This window comes from Mycobacterium sp. NGS48, from assembly GCF_059812585.1.
In genome coordinates this window covers 196344-216071 of sequence record NZ_JCALCY010000003.1, presented here as the reverse complement: position 1 = coordinate 216071, position 19728 = coordinate 196344, and the positions used below count along the sequence as shown (strand labels likewise).

21 protein-coding genes are annotated in these 19728 nt (G+C 67.1%); 2 read left to right on the top strand and 19 right to left on the bottom strand.

Features of this window, described 5'->3' with window-relative positions:
• Positions 1-74 precede the first annotated feature (74 nt).
• Positions 75-815 carry a dienelactone hydrolase family protein gene (locus AC5Y42_RS07945; protein WP_499897118.1) on the top strand — a complete coding sequence of 247 codons (741 nt, stop codon included), beginning with the start codon at positions 75-77 and terminating at the stop codon, positions 813-815.
• Between the two features lie 9 nt (positions 816-824).
• The gene (locus AC5Y42_RS07940; RefSeq protein WP_499897117.1) at positions 825-1841 is read left to right on the top strand and encodes a TIGR03617 family F420-dependent LLM class oxidoreductase; all 1017 of its coding nucleotides are present in this window, start codon (positions 825-827) and stop codon (positions 1839-1841) included.
• Between the two features lie 7 nt (positions 1842-1848).
• Here AC5Y42_RS07940 and AC5Y42_RS07935 read toward each other — a convergent pair whose 3' ends face one another.
• The 19 genes from AC5Y42_RS07935 to AC5Y42_RS07845 all read right to left on the bottom strand — a co-directional run bounded on the left by AC5Y42_RS07935 (position 1849) and on the right by AC5Y42_RS07845 (position 19706).
• The gene (locus AC5Y42_RS07935; RefSeq protein ID WP_499897115.1) at positions 1849-2877 is read right to left on the bottom strand and encodes a phosphotransferase family protein; all 1029 of its coding nucleotides are present in this window, start codon (positions 2875-2877) and stop codon (positions 1849-1851) included.
• Positions 2870-3634 carry an SDR family oxidoreductase gene (locus tag AC5Y42_RS07930; protein ID WP_499897561.1) on the bottom strand — a complete coding sequence of 255 codons (765 nt, stop codon included), beginning with the start codon at positions 3632-3634 and terminating at the stop codon, positions 2870-2872. The genes AC5Y42_RS07935 and AC5Y42_RS07930 overlap by 8 nt, the downstream gene beginning before the upstream one ends.
• Positions 3625-4446, bottom strand: coding sequence for an SDR family oxidoreductase (locus AC5Y42_RS07925; RefSeq protein WP_499897114.1), 822 nt, complete (start codon positions 4444-4446; stop codon positions 3625-3627). Before AC5Y42_RS07925 ends, AC5Y42_RS07930 begins: the two co-directional genes overlap by 10 nt.
• A 54-nt stretch (positions 4447-4500) precedes the next feature.
• Positions 4501-4857, bottom strand: coding sequence for a type II toxin-antitoxin system PemK/MazF family toxin (locus AC5Y42_RS07920; protein WP_499897112.1), 357 nt, complete (start codon positions 4855-4857; stop codon positions 4501-4503).
• On the bottom strand, positions 4854-5096 hold the full coding sequence (locus tag AC5Y42_RS07915; RefSeq protein WP_499897111.1) for a ribbon-helix-helix protein, CopG family: 243 nt from the start codon (positions 5094-5096) through the stop codon (positions 4854-4856). The genes AC5Y42_RS07920 and AC5Y42_RS07915 overlap by 4 nt, the downstream gene beginning before the upstream one ends.
• 129 nt (positions 5097-5225) lie before the next feature.
• Entirely contained in the window at positions 5226-8402 is a 3177-nt protein-coding gene (locus AC5Y42_RS07910) for an acetyl-CoA carboxylase family protein (RefSeq protein WP_499897110.1), read from the bottom strand.
• Positions 8399-9913: a class I adenylate-forming enzyme family protein gene (locus tag AC5Y42_RS07905; protein ID WP_499897108.1), complete on the bottom strand. Its 1515-nt coding sequence runs from the start codon at positions 9911-9913 to the stop codon at positions 8399-8401. The genes AC5Y42_RS07910 and AC5Y42_RS07905 overlap by 4 nt, the downstream gene beginning before the upstream one ends.
• Before the next feature lie 159 nt (positions 9914-10072).
• A complete protein-coding gene (locus tag AC5Y42_RS07900; protein WP_499897559.1) occupies positions 10073-10519 on the bottom strand; it encodes a flavodoxin family protein in 447 nt (148 codons plus the stop codon).
• A gap of 5 nt (positions 10520-10524) precedes the next feature.
• Complete coding sequence (locus AC5Y42_RS07895) at positions 10525-10980, bottom strand: tetratricopeptide repeat protein (protein WP_499897107.1); 456 nt, start codon at positions 10978-10980, stop codon at positions 10525-10527.
• Positions 10977-11714 (bottom strand): 4-hydroxy-tetrahydrodipicolinate reductase, encoded by a 738-nt coding sequence (dapB, locus tag AC5Y42_RS07890; RefSeq protein ID WP_499897105.1) that lies wholly within the window; start codon positions 11712-11714, stop codon positions 10977-10979. Before dapB ends, AC5Y42_RS07895 begins: the two co-directional genes overlap by 4 nt.
• Before the next feature lie 112 nt (positions 11715-11826).
• The gene (locus AC5Y42_RS07885; protein WP_499897103.1) at positions 11827-12060 is read right to left on the bottom strand and encodes a hypothetical protein; all 234 of its coding nucleotides are present in this window, start codon (positions 12058-12060) and stop codon (positions 11827-11829) included.
• 7 nt (positions 12061-12067) lie between these two features.
• On the bottom strand, positions 12068-12289 hold the full coding sequence (locus AC5Y42_RS07880; RefSeq protein WP_499897101.1) for a hypothetical protein: 222 nt from the start codon (positions 12287-12289) through the stop codon (positions 12068-12070).
• 74 nt (positions 12290-12363) lie between these two features.
• Entirely contained in the window at positions 12364-12834 is a 471-nt protein-coding gene (locus AC5Y42_RS07875) for an SRPBCC family protein (RefSeq protein ID WP_499897100.1), read from the bottom strand.
• Positions 12835-12868: 34 nt separating this feature from the next.
• A complete protein-coding gene (locus tag AC5Y42_RS07870) occupies positions 12869-13891 on the bottom strand; it encodes a nitronate monooxygenase (RefSeq protein ID WP_499897098.1) in 1023 nt (340 codons plus the stop codon).
• Between the two features lie 4 nt (positions 13892-13895).
• Positions 13896-15245, bottom strand: a complete 1350-nt coding sequence (locus AC5Y42_RS07865) for a M16 family metallopeptidase (RefSeq protein ID WP_499897097.1) — start codon at positions 15243-15245, stop codon at positions 13896-13898.
• Complete coding sequence (locus AC5Y42_RS07860; protein ID WP_499897096.1) at positions 15223-17520, bottom strand: polyribonucleotide nucleotidyltransferase; 2298 nt, start codon at positions 17518-17520, stop codon at positions 15223-15225. Before AC5Y42_RS07860 ends, AC5Y42_RS07865 begins: the two co-directional genes overlap by 23 nt.
• 300 nt (positions 17521-17820) lie before the next feature.
• Positions 17821-18327, bottom strand: coding sequence for an LppU family putative lipoprotein (gene lppU, locus AC5Y42_RS07855; protein ID WP_499897094.1), 507 nt, complete (start codon positions 18325-18327; stop codon positions 17821-17823).
• A gap of 12 nt (positions 18328-18339) precedes the next feature.
• Positions 18340-18609 carry a 30S ribosomal protein S15 gene (gene rpsO / locus AC5Y42_RS07850; protein WP_065016389.1) on the bottom strand — a complete coding sequence of 90 codons (270 nt, stop codon included), beginning with the start codon at positions 18607-18609 and terminating at the stop codon, positions 18340-18342.
• A gap of 122 nt (positions 18610-18731) precedes the next feature.
• Entirely contained in the window at positions 18732-19706 is a 975-nt protein-coding gene (locus AC5Y42_RS07845; RefSeq protein ID WP_499897092.1) for a bifunctional riboflavin kinase/FAD synthetase, read from the bottom strand.
• Positions 19707-19728: the final 22 nt, after the last annotated feature.

Sequence of the window (19728 nt, the reverse complement as noted above, 5' to 3'; positions counted from 1 at the left end):
AAGCGCGGCGAAGCCGGGCGCGGCGGGTCGACGCCGATGAACTAGCCACGATCGCGGCGAGTAGAACGGTAGCCATGCCGAATATCACCGACACCGTCGCCACGCAAGACGGCACCTGCCCGATCTGGCTCTACACACCCGAGGGCGAGGGTCCCTGGCCCGGTGTGGTCATGTACCCCGACGCCGGCGGTGTGCGGGACACCTTCTACGAGATGGCCGCCAAGCTGGCCGGCTTCGGTTACGCGGTGCTGCTGCCCGACGTCTACTACCGCTCCGGCGACTGGGCTCCATTCGACATGTCCACCGCGTTCAGCGACAAGAATGAGCGCGGGCGCCTGATGTCGATGATCGGTACCGTCACGCCACTGAAGATGGCGATCGACGCCGAGGCCTTCTTCGACTACCTGGCCGGCCGCCCGGAGGTCAGCGACAACCGCTTCGGTGTCTGCGGCTACTGCATGGGCGGACGCACGTCGGTGGTGGTGGCCGGTCGCCAACCGGAACGGGTCGCTGCGGCGGCGTCGTTTCATGGTGGCGGCCTGGTGACCGACAGCCCCGAGAGCCCACACCTGCTGGCCGACCAGATCCAGGGGGCCGTGTACGTGGCCGGCGCCAAGAACGACGGCTCGTTTACACCACAGCAGGCCGAGCAACTCGATAAGGCGCTGACCGCGGCCGGCGTCGAGCACACCATCGAGACCTATCCGGCTGAGCATGGCTTCGCGGTCCCGGACAACCCGCCGTACGACGCCGACGCCGCCGAACGGCATTGGACCGCGATGCGGGACTTCTTCGGCGCCAAGCTGGCCAAATAGTCGGCGCAGATGCACGTCGACGCGATGACGAGCCCGGTCCCGTTGCTCCAGACCGGGGAGCTCGCCCGGCGAACCCAATCGGCGGGGTTCTCCGGTCTGCTGTTCACCGAGACGGGCCGCACGGCCTATCTCAACGCGGCCATGGCCGCGCAGGCCGCACCCGGCCTCGAGCTGTCCACGGGCGTGGCGGTGGCCTTCCCGCGCAGTCCCTTCGTGACGGCCGCTGCGGCCTGGGAGCTTCAGGAGGCAACGGGTGGGAGGTTTCGGCTGGGTCTGGGCACTCAGGTGCGCACGCACGTGGTGCGGCGCTACGGCGTGGCCTTCGAGCGGCCCGGCCCACGGCTGCGCGACTATGTGCGCGCCGTGAAAGCATGCTTCTCGGCGTTTCGCAGCGGAACCCTCGATCACCACGGCGAGTTCTACAACCTCGACTTCATCACTCCCCAGTGGAGCGCCGGACCCATCGAGGCGCCCGATCCCAAAGTGGATATCGCGGCGGTGAATCCGTGGATGCTGCGAATGGCCGGCGAAGTCGCCGACGGGGTGCACATCCATCCGATCGCCGAGCCCGGCTACCTGACCCGGCACGCCGTGCCGAACATTGCCGCCGGGGCGGCGAAAGCGGGGCGCAGCGCATCGGATGTCGCCGTGATCGTGCCGGTGCTGACGATCGTCGGCGACAGCGACGAAGAGCGGGCCGCCGAGCGCGAACGCGTGCGCGTCAGCATGGCCTTCTACGGAAGCACGCCCAATTACGCGTTCATCTGGGACGAGGCCGGATTCGAGGGCACCACCGCCCGGATCCGGGAGAAGCAGAAGGCCGGCGACTTCGCCGGCATGGCCGCGCAGATCAGCGACGAGCACATCGCCGCCTTCGCCACCGAGTCGACGTGGGACGGGCTGGCCGACGCGTTGACCGACAAGTACGCCGACGTCGCGACCCGGCTCGTGCTGTACAACGCGCTGACCGATCCGGGCCGCGTCGAGCGCTATGGCGAGGTGGCCCGTCGCGTCTCGCGCGCTTGACCAATTTTCAGATGCCGGCGTCGTCGGCCACTTCGCGGGCCCTGCGCACGAGCGCGTCGATGCGTCCGGTGGTCGGGGTGCCGGAGGCGGCCTTATTCCGCGGCTCGTCCATGGCGCGGCGCATCACGCCCTCGGCAATGACGGCAACCTTCCACAGGCCCAGCGCATGCCAGTACTTCAGTGTCGTTGCGTCGCGGCCGTTTTCGGCAAGATATACCTGTGCCATCTCGGCGCGGTCCGGGAACCCGTCAAGCGCAGCGGCGGAAAACGCGCCGGTGGGGTCCTCCGCAGCTAATTCCGGCCAATACGCCAGCAGGCTGCCCATGTCGGCCAGCGGATCGCCGAGGGTGGACAGTTCCCAGTCGACGACGGCCACGACGTCCCCGGTCTCGTGCGATGTGATGACGTTGCGCAGATGAAAGTCGCCGTGCACCAAGGTCAATTCCTGCTGCTCGGGCGCCGCGGCGATCAACCGTTGAGTCAGGTCGTCGAGATCGGGCAGCTCCCGGGTCTTCGACAGCTCCCACTGTCCGGCCCACCGCTTGAGTTGCCGCTGCGCATACGGCTTGTGGCTGGCCAGGTCGTCGAGGCCGACCTGCTCGATGTCGACCGCGTGGATCTTGGCCAGCGTCTTGGCCATTGACAGCCCAATCTGTCTGCGACGCTGCGGCGTCAGCGATTCCGCGACCGGCATCCGGTCCAGCACCAAGCCGTCGACAAATTCCATCAACAGCAGCGGAACACCATCGAGATCCCGAGTCAGGCCGTACACCGCCGGCGTCGGCACCGCGGTGTCCTGCAGCGCCGACAGGATCCGCGCCTCGCGGGCGACGTCGTGCGCCGACGCCAACAACGTCCCCAGCGGCGGGCGGCGCAGCACCCAGCTGCGATCGCCACGGGCGTCGTGCACGCGATAGGTCAAATTCGACTGTCCCAGCCCGATTCGCTCGAAGCTCAGCGGCGGACGGAAATCGATCGCGAGTTCCGGTAACCAGTCCGCGATCGCCGCCGGATCGACGCCCAATACGTTAGCCACGAAACGCCTGCGCGTTGCCGAGCAGCGTGCCCCCGTCGATCACCATGGTCTCGCCGGTGATCCAACTCGCCTCATCCGACACCAGGAATGCGACCGCCGCGGCCACGTCGACCGGCTCGCCAACGCGTCCCAACGGAGTCGACGCCGATAAGGCGTCTTCATGGTCCTTCCATAGCGCCTCGGCCAGCCGGGTGCGGACCACGCCGGGGCAAACCGCATTGACCCGGATCCGCGGCGAAAGCTCCAGCGCCAGTTGCTTGGTCACGTGGATCAGCGCGGCCTTGGTGGCGTTGTACATGCCCATGTTCGGCGCGTAATGCAGCCCGCCGATGGACGCGGTGTTCACCACCGCCCCGTGATGCTCGCCCATCCATTGCTTGACCACAAGCGACGTCCACAGCAGCGGCGCCCACAGGTTGACGTCGAAGACCTTGACGAAGCGGGCGTGGTCCTGGTTGATCAGCGGGCCGTAGGCGGGATTGGTTCCGGCGTTGTTGACCAGAATGTCGATGCTGCCGAAGCGGTCGAGCGCCAGCTCCACGCAGTGACGCGCCGCGTCTTCGTCGACAGCGTGGGCCGCGACCCCGACGGCGTTAGCGCCAACCTGTGCGGCTGCTGCCTCTGCGCTTTCCTGCTTGCGAGAAGTGAGCACGACGTTCGCGCCGGCATCGGCCAGCCGCTGCGCGATGGCGAGCCCGATTCCGCGCGACGCGCCGGTGACGATCGCGGTTTTGCCGGTGAGATCGGTCATCGCGATTCCCTCTGGAGGCTGCGCTGGTAACGGCGCATGCCATGCAGCCAGCGGTCGTAGTCGGTGCCCTTCTGGCGGTACATGTCCAGCACCTGCGGGTGCGGAAGGATCAAAAACCGTTCCTCGTCGATGGCCGTCAGCACGCTGTCGGCGACGGCGGACGGCTCCAGCACGTCACCGGCGGTCGTCACCGCCCGGGTAGCGAGATCCCCGAGCGGGTCGCCGGATTGCTCGCCGGAGTACAGCAGCTTGGTGTTCACGCCCATCGGGCACAGACAACTCACCCGCACCCCTTGGTCGCCGTAGGTGATGTTCAGCCATTCGGCGAATCCGATGGCAGCGTGTTTGGTGACCGAGTAGGCGGCCGAGCCGAGTTGGGTGAGCAGCCCCGCCGCTGACGCGGTGCTGACGAAGTAACCCTCACCGCGTTCGATCCACTCGGGTATCAGCAGTTGGGCTGCGCGGATGTGCGCACGCAGATTGACGTCGATGGACCGGTCCCAGTCGTCCTCGCTGAGGTCCAGCCCCGGAGCGCCGGTAATGCCCGCGTTCGCGAAATACAAATCCACCGGCCCGAATTCGCCTTGGGCCAGTGCGATCAGCTTGCGGATCTCGGTGACGTCGGAGACGTCTGCACCCGCGCCGACGGCCGCGCCCGAGCGCTCGGCGTTGATCTGTCCAACGACCCCCGCCGCGGCAGCCGGATCCAAATCCGCGACGACGACCCGCGCGCCCTGTTGCGCCAGCTTTGCCGCCAGCGCGCCGCCGATTCCGCCGCCACCGCCGGTGACGATCGCGACCTTGTGGTCAACCTTCACACGCACAATCCTTCTAGTTACGGGCCACAATTGCGCCAGATTGATGTGATGGCGTCAGGCGGCGCCTATCGCGACCATGATGCGTTCGCGGATACTCGCCAACTGCACCGCAGTAATCCGCGACTTGGTCGGGTTGACACGCCCCAGCGACACGCTGGTGACGTGATGGGCTAACGCCCAACACGTCGCATCGGCTCCGTTTTCGACAGTCGGTTCGATGCGCTCGGCGAACGACCCATGCGCCAACCCCTCATCGCGGGTCAACGGAACTACCAGCACGTTCGGGTACTCGTCCGGAAATAACTCATGGTCCTCGACGACGACTGCGGGACGCACCCTGCTGGGCTCGTGCGGCAATGCACCGCCCCGCCAATCGACTACCACGATGCTGCCGGCCGCGTGCCGACTCACGGGAGCTCGGTCAGCGGCGTCCCGAGCGCATCGAGTTCGTTTCGTGCTTCGGGGTGCTTGGCCAGGTGAGCCATCACTCGATCCCCATCGGCCCGAATCGTCTCCCGCCGCACCTGTCGCGCCGCGGCTTCGGCGAGCTCTCGAATGAACGCACTCAGTCCCTTGCCTTGCCTACGGGCTGCCGCCTCGAGCACCGCCCGATCCTCAGCGTCGAGTCGAATCGTCAGCGTCTCGGCCATACACGGCATCGTAACACAGACCCGTAACACGCTGGCGTAATCAGCAGGAATGTGGTATCCCACCAGCCGTCGTGTCGTCTGGTCGATGAGCGGTCGTGGCCAGCCATACCAGATGGGGCCCAGTGGCCGTCAACGGCGGACCAATCTCATGATCCATGCCCGCGAATCCGCCGGGTCGATCACGTCGTCGAGCTCAAAGGTGGTGGCCGACGTGAGCGCTTTGCCGTGTTGATAAGCAGCCTCGACGAGTTTGTCGAACAAGTTCTGACGCTCGGTTGGATCGGCGACGGCCGCCAGTTCCTTGCTGAAACCCAACCGCACCGCGCCTTCCAACCCCATCCCGCCGATCTCGCCGGTCGGCCAGGCCACGGTGAACTCCGGCGCATGGAATGATCCGCCTGCCATCGCCATCGCTCCCAACCCATAGCCTTTGCGCAGGATGATCATTCCAAACGGGACGGTCAAACGTGCGCCGTGGACGAACAGCCGGCTGAACCGCCGCACCGCGGCTTCCTTTTCCGCGTCCGGCCCAACCATGAACCCCGGCGTATCGCAGAGCGAGATTACCGGCAGGCCAAACGATTCGCACACGATCAAAAAGTCGGCGATCTTGTCGGCCGCCTCCGCGTCGATGGCGCCGCCTAGATGATGGCTGCTGTTCGCCAGCAGCCCGAATGGTGCGCCCTCGACACGCACCAGCGCGGTGACCACCCCGACCCCATAGTCCGGCCGCACCTCCAGCACCGAACCCACGTCGACAACGGATTCGATGGCCCGGCGCACGTCGTAAGCTCGTAACCGGTTCTCCGGCACCACGTGTCGGGCCAGGCGCGGGTCCGGCGCCGCCCAGCCGTCGACGCCGCCCTGAAAGTAGGACAGATACTGCTTGGCCAGTGCTACCGCATGCGCCTCGTCCCGGGCCGCCAGTCCGACCACGCCGTTGCGCCGCTGCACGTCGATCGGTCCGATGTCCTCCGGCCGGTACACGCCGAGTCCGCCGCCTTCGATCATCGCCGGGCCGCCCATGCCGAGGTTGGCGTCCGGGGTCGCGATGATCACGTCGCAGGTTCCGGCCAGCGCGGCGTTGCCGGCGAAGCAGCGCCCCGACACGATGGACACCAGCGGCACCTGGCCGCTCAGCGCGCCGAGCGCGCGGAAGGTCGGCACGTCCAGGCCGGCGATGTTGGCCACATCGGTGTCACCGGGCCGACCGCCGCCGCCCTCGGCGAACAACACCACCGGAATGCGCTTGCGGGCAGCCACATCGAAGACGCGGTCGGTCTTCGCGTGATTGCGCATGCCCTGGGTGCCGGCGAGCACGGTGTAGTCATAGGACACCACCACTGCCTCGCCCCCGCCGATCATGGCCAAACCGGCAACCAAACCGTCGGCGGGCGTATTGGCGATCAGATCGTCCTCGGATCGCCGGCTGCGTTGCGCTGCAACCGCTAACGCGCCGTATTCGACGAAGCTGCCCGGATCCACCAGGTCGGTGATGTTTTCCCGGGCGGTGCGGCGATTCTGGCTGTGCCGTTTGGCCACCGCTGCGGGCCGACCCTCATCGAGGGTGAGCAGGTGGCGGCTGCGGACCTCGTCGAGATCGCCGCGGGCGCGGTCCAGGTCGAGTTCAGCCGCCGCTTGCCCTTCGGCACCCGCGGCAGTGCGGCTGAAAACCACCAACGGGTCTCCGGTGCCCACGACCTGACCGGGCGCCACCAGGTTGCGCACGGTGCGCACCGCATCCGGTGCGGTGAGCACGTGCTGCATCTTCATCGCTTCCAGTACCACCACCTGCGCGCCGGCGGCCAAGTCCGCGCCTTCGGGTGCGATCTCCACGACGGTGCCGGCGAGATGTGCCCGCAGCGCCTCTTCACCGGGGTACAACTCGAGCGGCGCAGTCGGAGTTTGGGGTTGACGGATGATGGCTCCCGCCAGCGCAGGCAGCTTCTCGTCGACGAAACCCGTCGTCACTACACCGGCCTGTATTTGGCTGTCGGCCAGCAACTCCCGCAGGAATGCGATGTTGGTGCGGATGCCGTCAATGCAGAATTCGTCCAGCGCCGTCTGTGCTTTGCGCAGTGCCGCAGCGAAAAACGATCCGTGCACATGGGTGATCACTTTGGCCAGCAGCGAGTCGTAGGCCGGGCTCGCGGTCAGCCCGGGACGACCGTAGGTGTCGACACGCACCCCGGGCCCACTAGGCGGCGAAAACACCGACAGAGTGCCGGCCGCCGGCAGCACCGACCCGTCGGGTGCAAAAGTCTCCATGTTGATCCGGGTTTGGATCGCGATGCCGCGAGCCGCAGCAGGTTCGGCCACCACGTCGACTCCGTCGATACCGGCCGGCAATTCGAGTTCGACGAGCGCCGCGCCGCCTGCGATTGCCAGCTGCAGCGCGACCAAGTCGATCCCGGTGACTTCCTCGGTGACGGTGTGCTCAACCTGCAGGCGCGGGTTGACCTCGAGGAACACGAACTGGTCGCCGGTGACCAGGAATTCGACCGTAGCCAGCCCGCGGTAACCGACCTGGGCGCACAGCCGCGCTGCGGCGCAGTGCAGCGCGCTTCGAAGTGACGTTGAAATGCCCTGCGCCGGCGCAATTTCGACGAGCTTCTGGTAGCGCCGCTGGATACTGCAATCCCGGTCCCCCAGTGCGAGTGCGTGGTCCGGTGTCGCCGCGATCTGTACTTCGATGTGGCGGGCGTCGTCGAACAACGCCTCGGCGAACACCGCCGGGTTGCCGAAGCCGAGTTGCGCCTCTGCAGCGCAGCGGCGATACGCGTCGTCGATGTCCTCTCCGCGGCGTACGATCCGCATTCCCCGGCCGCCGCCGCCGGCCAAGGCCTTGATCACTATCGCTTCGTCGTGGGCAGCGAAGAAGCGACGAATGTCGTCCAGGCTGCTGGGCCCATCGGTGCCGGCCAGCACCGGGATCCCGGCCGCGGCCGCGGCGCTGCGGGCTGCGGACTTGTTGCCGAACAACTCCAGCAGGTCGGCATCGGGGCCCACGAAGGCGCACCCTGCTGCAGCGCATGCACGCGCGAATTCGGCGTTCTCACTGAGGAACCCGTAGCCGGGGTGAATCAGCGCAGCACCGGACTGCTTGGCCGCCGCCAGGATCGCGGCGTGATCCAGGTAGGCTGCGGGGCCGCTGCCGGACAGTCCGATCGCTTCGTCTGCGGCATGCACATGCGGGCTGTCGGCATCGTCTTCGGCATAGACCGCGACGGTTCCGATACCCAATTCGGTTGCGGTGCGGATGATCCGAAGCGCAATTTCGCCGCGGTTGGCGATCAGCAAGGTCATCGCAGTGCAGCGCCCCACTGCACATGTTCGCGCAACTGGCCCTTGAGGAGCTTGCCGCCCGGATTGCGCGGCAGTGGCTCGCCGGCCACCGCCACGTATTGCGGAATCTTGAAGTCGGCAAGCTGTCCGCGGCAGTAGTCCAGCACCGCCGCCACGTCGATCCGCTCGCCGAACAACACGGCGCCGACCTTTTCACCCATGACCTCGTCGGGCACCGCCAACACGCAGGCGTCGGCGACGCCGGGAGCCGACAGCAGGACCGCCTCGACTTCGACGCTGGAGACGTTCTCGCCCCCGCGGTTGATGATGTCCTTGAGCCGGTCGACGATGTGCACTCGGCCCGCATCGTCAACCCGGACTACATCACCGGTGTGCAGCCAGCCGTCGACGATCGTGGCCGCGGTGGCGTCCGGCCGGTCCCAGTAGCCGACCGTCACGTTGGCGCCGCGTGCGACCAACTCACCCACGGCCGGGTCATCGCCATAGCGGACCACGCCGAGGTCAACCGAGGGCACTGCATACCCGACCGAGTCGGCGTGCTCGACGGCGTCTTCGTCGGGCAGCACGGTCATCAGCGAGGCGGTTTCGGTCATGCCGTACCCGTTGAACACGGTGGCCTGCGGAAACGCCTGCTTCACCGACCTGACCAACGACGGCGCGATCGGCGCGCCCCCGTAACCGACCCAACGGACGCTGGAGACATCCGATGCCGCGAAGTCACTGTGCCGCAACAGCAATGCGTACACGGCCGGCACGGTCACCAGGGATGAGATGCGCTCGGCCGAAAGCACCGTGACCAGCTCGGTCAGGTTCAGCGCGGGCATGATGACCGACGCCCCGCCGACATACCCGGCGAACAGCAGTTGGGAGTTGCAGCCGGTCACGTGAAACAGCGGCACCGAAATCAGCGTGCGCAAATCCTCACCGAGATCGCGCGGTTGCCCCAGGCATCGGATCATGTTCTCGGCGTTGGTCAGGAAGGCCTCGTGAGTCGTCGGTACACCTTTGGGCCGTCCGGTGGTTCCCGAGGTGTAGAAGATCGCCGCGACGTCACCGCGCTCGAGCCCGTCGACCACATAGGGATCACCGTCGGGCAACGGGGTGTCGGCCATATCCAGCTGGGCGCCGGCGTCGGACACAACGAAATCGACCTCCGGCTGGGCCGACCGGGTGTTCACCGGCACTGCCACCCCGCCGGCCATCACCGTGCCCCAGAACGCGAGCACCCAATTGATGCCCGCGGGATAACGCAGTGCGACGCGGTCACCTCGCTGCAGCCCACCGGCCCGCAGCCCGCCGGCCACCCGGGCCGCGCGATCCCACAACTGCCGGTAGGTCAACCGATCGGAGCCCACCTCGACCAGCGCCTCGCTATCGGGCCGGGTTTGGACATGCTCGGCAAGCATGTCCAGCAGCGTGGCCGGTAACTCGTCATAGCGCGGGACGCCGTGTGAGTCGCGGGAGACCCCCGTCGTCGGGGAGGGGTTGTGGTCACGTGGAATCTCAGTCACCGCGCTCACTGAAGTCATCACTGCTTTCTTCCGGGTTGTTTTCATAGGCCATCATCGTTGGTTCTTTTTGCGGTCACCGAACACCAGTACAGCACTCGCGTCGTTTGATCCGACGCGTTTCAGCGCCGCCATTGGATCTCGGCGGTGCACGACAGCCAACTAAGCCATCAGCTGGGCAGCGACGGTCGCGCCGAGGTTCCAGCACGCTTCAAGGTCGTCTTTGGTGGGCTTCCCCGAAACCACCACGGTCTCAGCGACTTTTACCCAGCTAAGCCCCGTGGTGATGGAGTCGACACCACGCTCGGCCCCTTCGGTGCCCTGGTTGCCGTGCAGGTACAGCCCATACGGTCGCCCACCGGTGGCGTCCAGGATCGGGTAGTAGCAGACATCGAAGGCGTGTTTGAGCGCGCCGCTCATGTAGCCGAGGTTGGCCGGGCTACCCAACAGGTAGCCGTCGGCCTCCAACATGTCGGTCGGCGAGACCGCGAGCGCCGGCCTCCGCACAACCTCGACGCCCTCGATCTCGGGATCAGTGGCGCCCGCCAGCACGGCCTCGAACATCTCCTGGCAGTGCGGCGACGGCGTGTGGTGGACGATCAGCAGCATCTTGCTCACTGGCGCCCCTGCAGCTCGACGGCCTTCTTCATGGCCTCCCGGGCGCGCCCGCGGTCACCGGCGTAGTCGTAGGCGCGGGCCAGCCGGTACCAGCGCCGCCAGTTGTCGGGGTCATCGTGCAATTCGGTGCGGACCGTTTCGAACAGCGCGTCGGCGGCGTTGCGCTCGATACGCCCGGACGGCCGCCGCGGTAGCGCGCTGACGTCGAGTTCCAGTCCGTCCTCGGCGATGAGCCGGGCCAGCTTCTGATGTGCGAACCCGGCGCGCAAGGTGGCGATCATCGCCCACAATCCGATGGCGGGCAAGATCAACAGCGCGACCCCCAGGCCGATGGCGGCGGCACGGCCGGAGCTGATCATCACTACCGCGGTGCGGGCCAGTAGCGCGAGGTAGGCCAGCAGCGCCGCGCACATGAACGCGATCAACAGCTGCACGCGCACGGTGTTGGTCATTGCAAGTTGAGTAGCGATTCAATGCCGATTGTCAGACCCGGGCGTTCGGCGACGCGGCGGACCGCCAACAGCACACCCGGCACAAACGAAGTGCGGTCGATGCTGTCGTGGCGGATGGTCAAGGTTTCTCCCGCGGTGCCGAACAACACTTCCTGGTGAGCGACCAGTCCGGCCAGCCGCACCGAATGCACCGGGACACCGTCGACGTCCGCGCCGCGGGCTCCGGGCATGCTGGTGCTGGTGGCATCGGGGTTGGGCGGCAAGCCTTTTCGTGCCTGCGCGATCAGTCCGGCGGTGCGCGCAGCAGTGCCCGACGGCGCATCGGCTTTGTGCGGGTGATGCAGTTCGATGACTTCGACCGAGTCATAGAACGGTGCGGCCTGCTGGGCGAAATGCATGCTCAGCACCGCTCCGATCGCAAAGTTGGGTGCGACAATCGCCGCGGTGCCCGGTTTGGCGGCCAGCCACGACCGGACCTGTTGGAGTCGCTCGTCGGTGAAGCCGGTGGTGCCAACAACAGCATGAATCCCGTTGTCTATCAGAAACTTCAGGTTGTCCATCACGACATCAGGATGGGTGAAGTCGATGACGACCTCGGTTTGGCTGTCGGTCAGCAGGCTCAGCGACTCGTCGGCGTCCACTTCGGCGGACAACTTCAGGTCGTCGGCGGCCTGGACCGCCTCCACCATCGTCGCACCGACTTTGCCTTTGGCCCCCAGCACTCCTACCCGCATGGCTTTACCCTAGCCCGGCCGCTTTTCGCGCGAACGTGCGTGTCGCCGGTCGACACGCCGATGCCAGCGCCGGATCTGCGCACGCTCGTATCAGCTCGATCCGGTCGCCCCGTCACAGCGTGCAGGAGTGGGCGAACAGCAGCACCGGCCAGGAGATGATCGTTGCCATCAGCGCGATCAACCCGTCGGTGCCCTGCTCGACCTGCGACTGGCGCAGACCCTCACCGTAGGTGCCCGCGACGATTGCGCCGACGATCAGATACGGGATTGCGCACAACAGCGCGACCTCGACGAGCGCCCCGATGCTGATCGGATAGTGCATCAGCCGGCGCACCAGGGTGAGCATCCGGGACTCACGCCAAGCAGCCGGTGAAGCCGAGCACCGGCCACAACAGGATCGACCCGAGCACCGACGCTGTCAGGTCGAACCCCTGCAGCTGCTCGAAATGCGCGCTGTGCGTACTGGCCCAGGCAATGCCGATCGCCAGGTACGGCACTGCCAAGATCACTGCGATGCAGACGAGTTCGACGAAGGTGAGCTGAAAGTCCAAGACCCGCTCGAGCGTGGTGAGCACAGCTATCCCCTTCCGCCGAGGACAAAGACAGCCAATATGTTAACGGTGATTCCGCCGCGGCGGGAGATACTGCGCTAACCGGTTTCCGCACGCTCTCTGAGGCGCTCCAGCGTCAGGCGGATGTGATCGGCGTTGACCGACGCGCGGTCGCTGACGCCGGTGGCCAGTCCGGCAACTTTGCGAAACCATCCCGGCCGGCGGTCCCAGGTGCTCTCGGTGACGCGGCAACCTCCGTCGACCGCGTTGAAGTCGTAACACCACCGCGCTACCGGGATGACCGTCGAACGCACATCGAATGCAAATCGCCGGCCCGGCTCGGCGTCGGTCACCGTGCATGTGGTGCTCCAGCGGCGGTTGCCGCTTTGGTTGCGGCCGGTGAACACGGCACCTGGGCGCACCGCGTCGCCTTTGCGCCACCGCATCGCGACGGTCTCCTCGGCCATCGATGCCAACGTGGCCAGATCGGTGACAAGCGCATAAACCGCATCGGCGTCGGCCTTGATGTGCACACTCGCCGTGGCCGACGGCCGGTCGGATTCGCTCATCCGGCGATGATAACTCCGCTCAACTGCTCATCGATCAACCGGCGGCCAGGGCGGCGACGATATCCGCGGCCGGCCCGGAACGCGCCGCGGCGAAAGCCGTTCCCGCCCAGAGGTTTGTCCCGTGTGGATCATCGGCGGCGACCGCTGCCTTGCGAATCGGCGATGTCATGTGGTTGACCTCGGGATAGCCCAGCGGCGCAACGTCGTCGAGCAGCCGAGTGAAATCGTTCTCCAAGCCGCGCGCATACCGCCCGGAGAACGCGCGCGTCACCAACGTCTTGCCGAACTGGGGGTTCTGCAGGGCGGTGCGATGCGCGCTGTTGGTCCCCGCTTCGTCGGACAGCAGCAACGCGGTCCCGACCTGAGCAGCCACCGCTCCCCTCTGCAAAACCCCGGCTACATCCTCGGCGCTCCCCAGGCCGCCCGCGGCGATGAGCGGAACGTGGTGCGCGGCGCTGATCCGGCCCAGCAGTTCGTCCAGCGGCTCGCGGCCAGGCTTCATGTCCGGCGCGAACGTGCCGCGGTGACCCCCGGCTTCCGGGCCCTGCACCACCAGGCCATCCGCTCCGGCGGCAACGGCAACGCCCGCCTCGTAGGCCGACGTCACCGTGATCAGCAGCACGATGCCCAGCGCACCGAACCACCGCAGGACATCCGGCGGCGGTGCGCCGAAGGTGAAGGACACCACCTCGGGCCGTATGTCGGCGACGACCTCGAGCTTGCGCTGCCAGTTGTCGTCGTCACCGAAGCGGGGCCGGCCCACCTCGACCTCGTAGTGCTCGGCCAGTTCGTCGAGTTGTTCCGCATAGTGGTCCAACTGCACGAAATCGGCGGCACTGGGTTGCGGGACAAACAGGTTGACCCCGATGGGCCCGCTGGTTGCTCCGCGCGCGGCGGCGATGTCGTCGGCGAACCGCTCCGGGCTCAGGTAGCCCGCGGCGACGAACCCCATGCCGCCCGCATTCGACACGGCCGCGGCCAGCGCCGGTGTACCGGGACCGCCGGCCATCGGCGCGCCGACCACTGGCACCTCGAGATCCCAGAAGCCCAGTACCATGGCGCTACCGTACTATTGACCGAAGTTGCTGTGGCAGTGACCGTTTCGACTTGTGCGGACCGAGAACAGCCGCACCGTGGGGTTTGTTCAGCAGCCTGCGAGCCACCGCATTGACCTCGTCGAGGGTGACTTTGTCCAGCTCGTGCAGCGTTCGTTCGATGCTGCGGTGCTCGCCGAAGTTCAGTTCGCTGCGCCCGATGCGGTTCATCCGTGAGCCGGAGTCCTCCAAGCCCAGCACCAGCCCGCCGCGCAGCGAACCTTTGGCGATCCGGCACTCGGATTCGGTGATGCCGTCGCGTGCCACGGCGTCGAGCACGTCGGTGGTCACCCGCACCACTTCGCCGAACCGTTCCGGCAAGCAGGCGGCATACACCGACATCGCACCGCTGTCGGCGAAGATGTCCAGCGACGAATAGACCGAGTACGCCAGGCCGCGGGATTCGCGGATCTGTTGAAACAAGCGGGAACTCAGGCCGCCGCCCAGTGCGGTGTTCAGCACCGACAGCGCCCAGCGATGCTCCCAGTGCCGGCCCGGCGCACGCACTCCCAGACAGAGGTGCGTTTGTTCGGCCTCCCGATTGGTCACCGCCAGCCGGGGTCGCCCGATGACCCGGCCGGTGCCCTTGCGCGGCGCCACCGGACGTCGCCCCCGTACCAGGCGCGGGCCGAAATGTTCTCGCACCAGCGCCACCACGTCGTCATGGTCGACGTTGCCGGCCACCGCGACCACCATCCGCTCGGGCGTGTAGCGGCGCGCATGAAACGACCGCAGCTGGGATCGCGTCATCGCCGACACCGATTGTGTGCTGCCGATCACCGGCCGCCCGACCGGGTGATCGCCGAACATCGCATCCAGGAACAGATCTCCGAGCGCGTCTTCGGGATCGTCGTCGCGCATCGCGATCTCTTCCAGGACCACGTCGCGTTCGAGCTCGACGTCGTCGGCCAGGCAGCGTCCGTTGAGCACCACGTCGGCGACCAGATCGACGGCCAGCGCCAGGTCACTGTCGAGCACATGAGCGTAGTAGCAGGTGTGCTCCTTGGCGGTGAAGGCGTTCAGCTCACCGCCGACAGCGTCCATCGCCTGCGCGATTTCGACCGCGGTGCGTGTCGGCGTCGACTTGAATAGCAGATGCTCGAGGAAGTGCGCGGCCCCGGCCACCGTGGCGCCCTCGTCGCGCGAACCGACGCCCACCCAGACACCGACCGACGCCGAACGCACCGCCGGCAGGTACTCAGTGACGACGCGCAGCCCACCGGGCAACGTGCTACGGCGCAGCGCAGCCGACGGTTCGGCCTTGTGCCGGCCGCGTCGCAGCGGCGCGCCCGTCTTAACTGCTGGCGGTCGCGGCATCGGCTGTCGCGGCCCCCGAATCGCCAGTCGCCGCAGCGGGTTCGGCTGAGGCGGCTGCGGGACTGTCCTCGTCGACCGGCACCAGCGAGATCTTGCCGCGCTTGTCGATGTCGGCGATCTCCACCCGCAGCTTGTCGCCGACGTGGACCACGTCCTCGACCTTGGCGATCCGCTTGCCCCTGCCGAGCTTGGAGATGTGCACCAGTCCATCGCGTCCGGGCAGCAGCGACACGAAAGCGCCGAAATCGGTGGTCTTGACCACGGTTCCGAGGAACCGCTCGCCGATCTTGGGCAGCTGCGGGTTGGCGATCGCGTTGATCTTGTCGATGGCGGCCTGCGCCGACGGGCCATCGGTGGCGCCGACGAACACGGTGCCGTCGTCCTCGATGGAGATCTGCGCGCCGGTCTCCTCGGTGATCGAGTTGATCATCTTGCCCTTCGGCCCAATCACCTCGCCGATCTTGTCCACGGGCACCTTGATCGTGGTGACCCGCGGCGCATACGGGCTCATCTCGTCGGGGGCGTCGATGGCCTCGGCCATCACCTCCAGGATGGTCAGCCGCGCGTCGCGGGCCTGCGACAGCGCACCGGCGAGCACCTGCGACGGAATCCCGTCGAGCTTGGTGTCCAGCTGCAACGCGGTGACGAAGTCCTTGGTACCGGCGACCTTGAAGTCCATGTCGCCGAACGCGTCTTCGGCGCCGAGGATGTCGGTCAGCGCCACGAACCGGCGCTCGGTCGATTTTCCGCCATCGATCGCTTCAACTTCAATGTCGTCGGACACCAGCCCCATCGCGATACCGGCCACCGGCGCCTTGAGCGGCACACCGGCGTTCAGCAGCGCCAGCGTCGAGGCGCAGACCGAGCCCATCGACGTGGAACCGTTGGAGCCCAACGCTTCGGACACCTGCCGGATGGCGTAGGGGAACTCCTCGATGCTGGGCAGTACCGGCACCAGCGCCCGCTCGGCCAGCGCGCCATGGCCGATCTCGCGCCGCTTGGGCGAGCCGACCCGGCCGGTCTCCCCGGTCGAATACGGCGGGAAGTTGTAGTGGTGCATGTAGCGCTTGGAGGTTTCCGGCCCCAGCGAGTCGATCTGCTGGGCCATCTTGACCATGTCCAGCGTGGTCACCCCGAGAATCTGCGTCTCGCCGCGCTCGAACAACGCGCTGCCGTGCGCGCGGGGCACCACGGCCACTTCAGCTGAGAGCGCGCGGATGTCGGTGATGCCGCGGCCGTCGATGCGGAAGTGGTCGGTCAGGATGCGCTGGCGCACCAGCTTTTTGGTCAGCGCACGGAAGGCCGCGCTCACCTCTTTCTCGCGGCCCGCGTAGGTGTCGGCGAGCCGCTCGAGCACCTCGGCCTTGATTTCGTCGGTGCGGTCGTTGCGTTCCGTCTTGCCCGAGATGGTCAACGCTTTTGACAGCTCGTCGGTGGCCACCGAGGACACCGAGTAGTAGACGTCGTCGCCGTAGTCGGGGAACACCGGGTATTCGCTCGTCGGCTTCGCAGCTGCGTCGGCAAGCTCCTGCTGCGCGGCACACAACGCCGCGATGAACGGCTTGGCTGCCTCCAGCCCTTCGGCCACAACGGTTTCCGTCGGCGCTTGCGCACCGCCGTCAACGAGTTCGATGACGTTCTCGGTGGCCTCGGCCTCGACCATCATGATCGCCACGTCACCGTCATCGAGCGCCCGGCCGGCCAGCACCATGTCGAACACCGCGCGCTGCAGCTGCTCGACGGTCGGGAAGGCCACCCAGGTGCCGTCGATCAGTGCCACCCGCGCGGCACCGACCGGGCCGGAGAACGGCAGCCCGGCCAACTGGGTAGAGGCCGACGCGGCATTGATCGCCACCACGTCGTACAGGTCGTTGGGGTCCAGGCTCATCACCGTCACCACGACCTGGACCTCGTTGCGCAGGCCGTCGACGAACGACGGGCGCAGCGGGCGGTCGGTGAGCCGACAGGTCAGGATCGCGTCGGTGGACGGCCGGCCCTCACGCCGGAAGAACGAGCCGGGGATACGGCCCGCCGCATACATCCGCTCCTCGACATCGACCGTCAACGGGAAGAAGTCGAAGTGCTCCTTGGGGTTCTTGCTGGCGGTGGTCGCCGAAAGCAGCATGGTCTCGTCGTCGAGGTAGGCGACGACGGCGCCGGCGGCCTGCTGGGCCAGCCGGCCGGTCTCGAACCGGATGGTGCGGGTGCCAAAGCTCCCGTTGTCGATAGTGGCGGTGGATTCGAACACGCCTTGTTCAATTTCAGCTACAGACATGGAGTCCGTGCGGCCTCTCTGGTTTCATGGCTGTTTCGCGCGGTCACACGCAACCCGAGAGGACCGGCCTGGATACGGCTACGGCCGTCGATCGAAGCGGCCGGACAGCTCATCCGGCAGCCACTACCGAAGACCGCCCGATACAGACGTGGCCCTTCTGCATTCGCGGTCGCGCTGTGACGCGCTGGGACGGTGCGCGCGGATCGCGCGAACCGCACCTGCTCGGGCCGATCTGGCCCAGAACGCCCTCACTCTACACGCCGACCTGGCGATTCCTAAGCCCGACGGCGGTCGCGAGGTTCAGGCGACATCCTCCACGCAGACCGTGAACTGTTGATCGGCGTAGGCGTAGCCCACGCCGCTGGCGCACTGATCAACGCTGACCGGGTCTCGGAGATCGGTGAGGATCTGGGTGGCGCGCTGGCGATGCGGTGCTGAGGTGTCGTCGCAATCGACGCGGACCGGGTCGGCGCTGTGCTCCGGGTCGACACTCATGCAGCCGCCGACCACCCAGTCGATATTCAGGCACGCGGTGTTGGTCGAGTCGCTGAACGCGTTACGCATCGAATACGAGGAGTCGACGTCGTCGGGGCACTGATCGCGGTCGGCGACAGTGGCCGCAACCTTGAAATTCGACGTGGGGCTACCGCAGGCGACCTTGCTGGCCTCCGGCCGGTCGGCGGTGCCGCCCAGCTTGAGGCAATCCCCCACTTTGAGGTCCGCGGCGTTGGTCGCCGACGACGAGCAGCCGGTCAGTCCGCCGAGGACGGCGACTGCCGCGATCGCGGCCGCGGCAAGCGCGCGCATCGCGACGGCGAATCAGCGACGCAGGCCCAGGCGCTCGATGAGCGAGCGGTATCGCGCCACATCGATCTGGGCCACGTATTTGAGCAGGCGCCGCCGCCGTCCCACCAGCAACAGCAATCCCCGCCGCGAGTGGTGGTCGTGCTTGTGCACCTTGAGGTGCTCGGTCAGGTCCGCGATCCGCCTGGTCAGCAGCGCGACTTGCGCCTCCGGCGAACCGGTGTCGGTCTCATGCAGGCCGTAGGAGCCCAGGATTTCTTTTTTCTGCTCGGCTGTCAGCGCCACGAAATATCTCCATCAATCGGTCCGCGATCATCGAAATCTGGGGCGCGGCCGCCGCGAACTGCAGCACGCGCCGTGTCGTCGGGAGTTTAGCAGCGGGCACCGCGCGGTCCCCAAACCGCAGGTCAGCCCACCGACAGCAGGGCCCGCGCCCGGTCGGTGTCGTTACCCATCGCCGCGACGAGGTCCTCGACCGCAGCGAACTTCTCCTGCCCGCGGATCCGCGCGACGAAGTCCAGCGCCACGTGCTGGCCGTACAGGTCGGCGGTGGTGTCCAGGACGAACGCCTCGACCGTGCGGGTACGCCCGGAGAAGGTCGGGTTGGTGCCTACTGACACGGCGGCCTGGTAGCGCTCGCCCGGGACGACGGTGCCCGTCACCGGGCCGTGCCCCAGCACGGTGAACCATGCGGCATACACGCCGTCGGCCGGGATCGCGGAGTACATCGGCGGCGCCACGTTCGCGGTGGGAAAGCCCAGCGACTTGCCCCGTCCGTCGCCGCGGACCACCACGCCCTCGACGCGATGCGCGCGGCCGAGCGCTTCGGCGGCGGCCACCACGTCACCGGCGTCCACGCAGGAGCGGATATAGGTCGAGGAGAACGTCACGGTCTCGGTGTTGTGATGTTCGGTGACCAGCGACATCGATTCCACCGCGAAGCCGAACCGCTCGCCGGCCCGTCGCAAGATGTCGACGGTGCCGGCGGCCTTTTTGCCGAAGGTGAAGTTCTCGCCCACCACGACCTCGACCACGTGCAGGCGCTCAACCAGTAGCTCGTGGATGTAGCGGTCCGGGGTCAGCTTCATGAAATCGGTGGTGAATGGCATCACCAGAAACACGTCGACTCCGAACTCCTCGGCGAGTTCGGCGCGCCGGGTCAGTGTCGTCAGCTGCGCGGGATGGCTCCCGGGAAACACGACTTCCATCGGGTGCGGGTCGAAGGTCATCAGCACCGTCGGCACGCCACGGGCCCGGCCGGATTTCACCGCATGCGAGATCAGCTCAGCGTGGCCGCGATGCACCCCGTCGAACACCCCGATGGTGAGCACGCATCTGCCCCAGTCCGTGGGTATCTCGTCTTGCCCGCGCCACCGTTGCACAACCGCAAGCGTACGGCGCGAG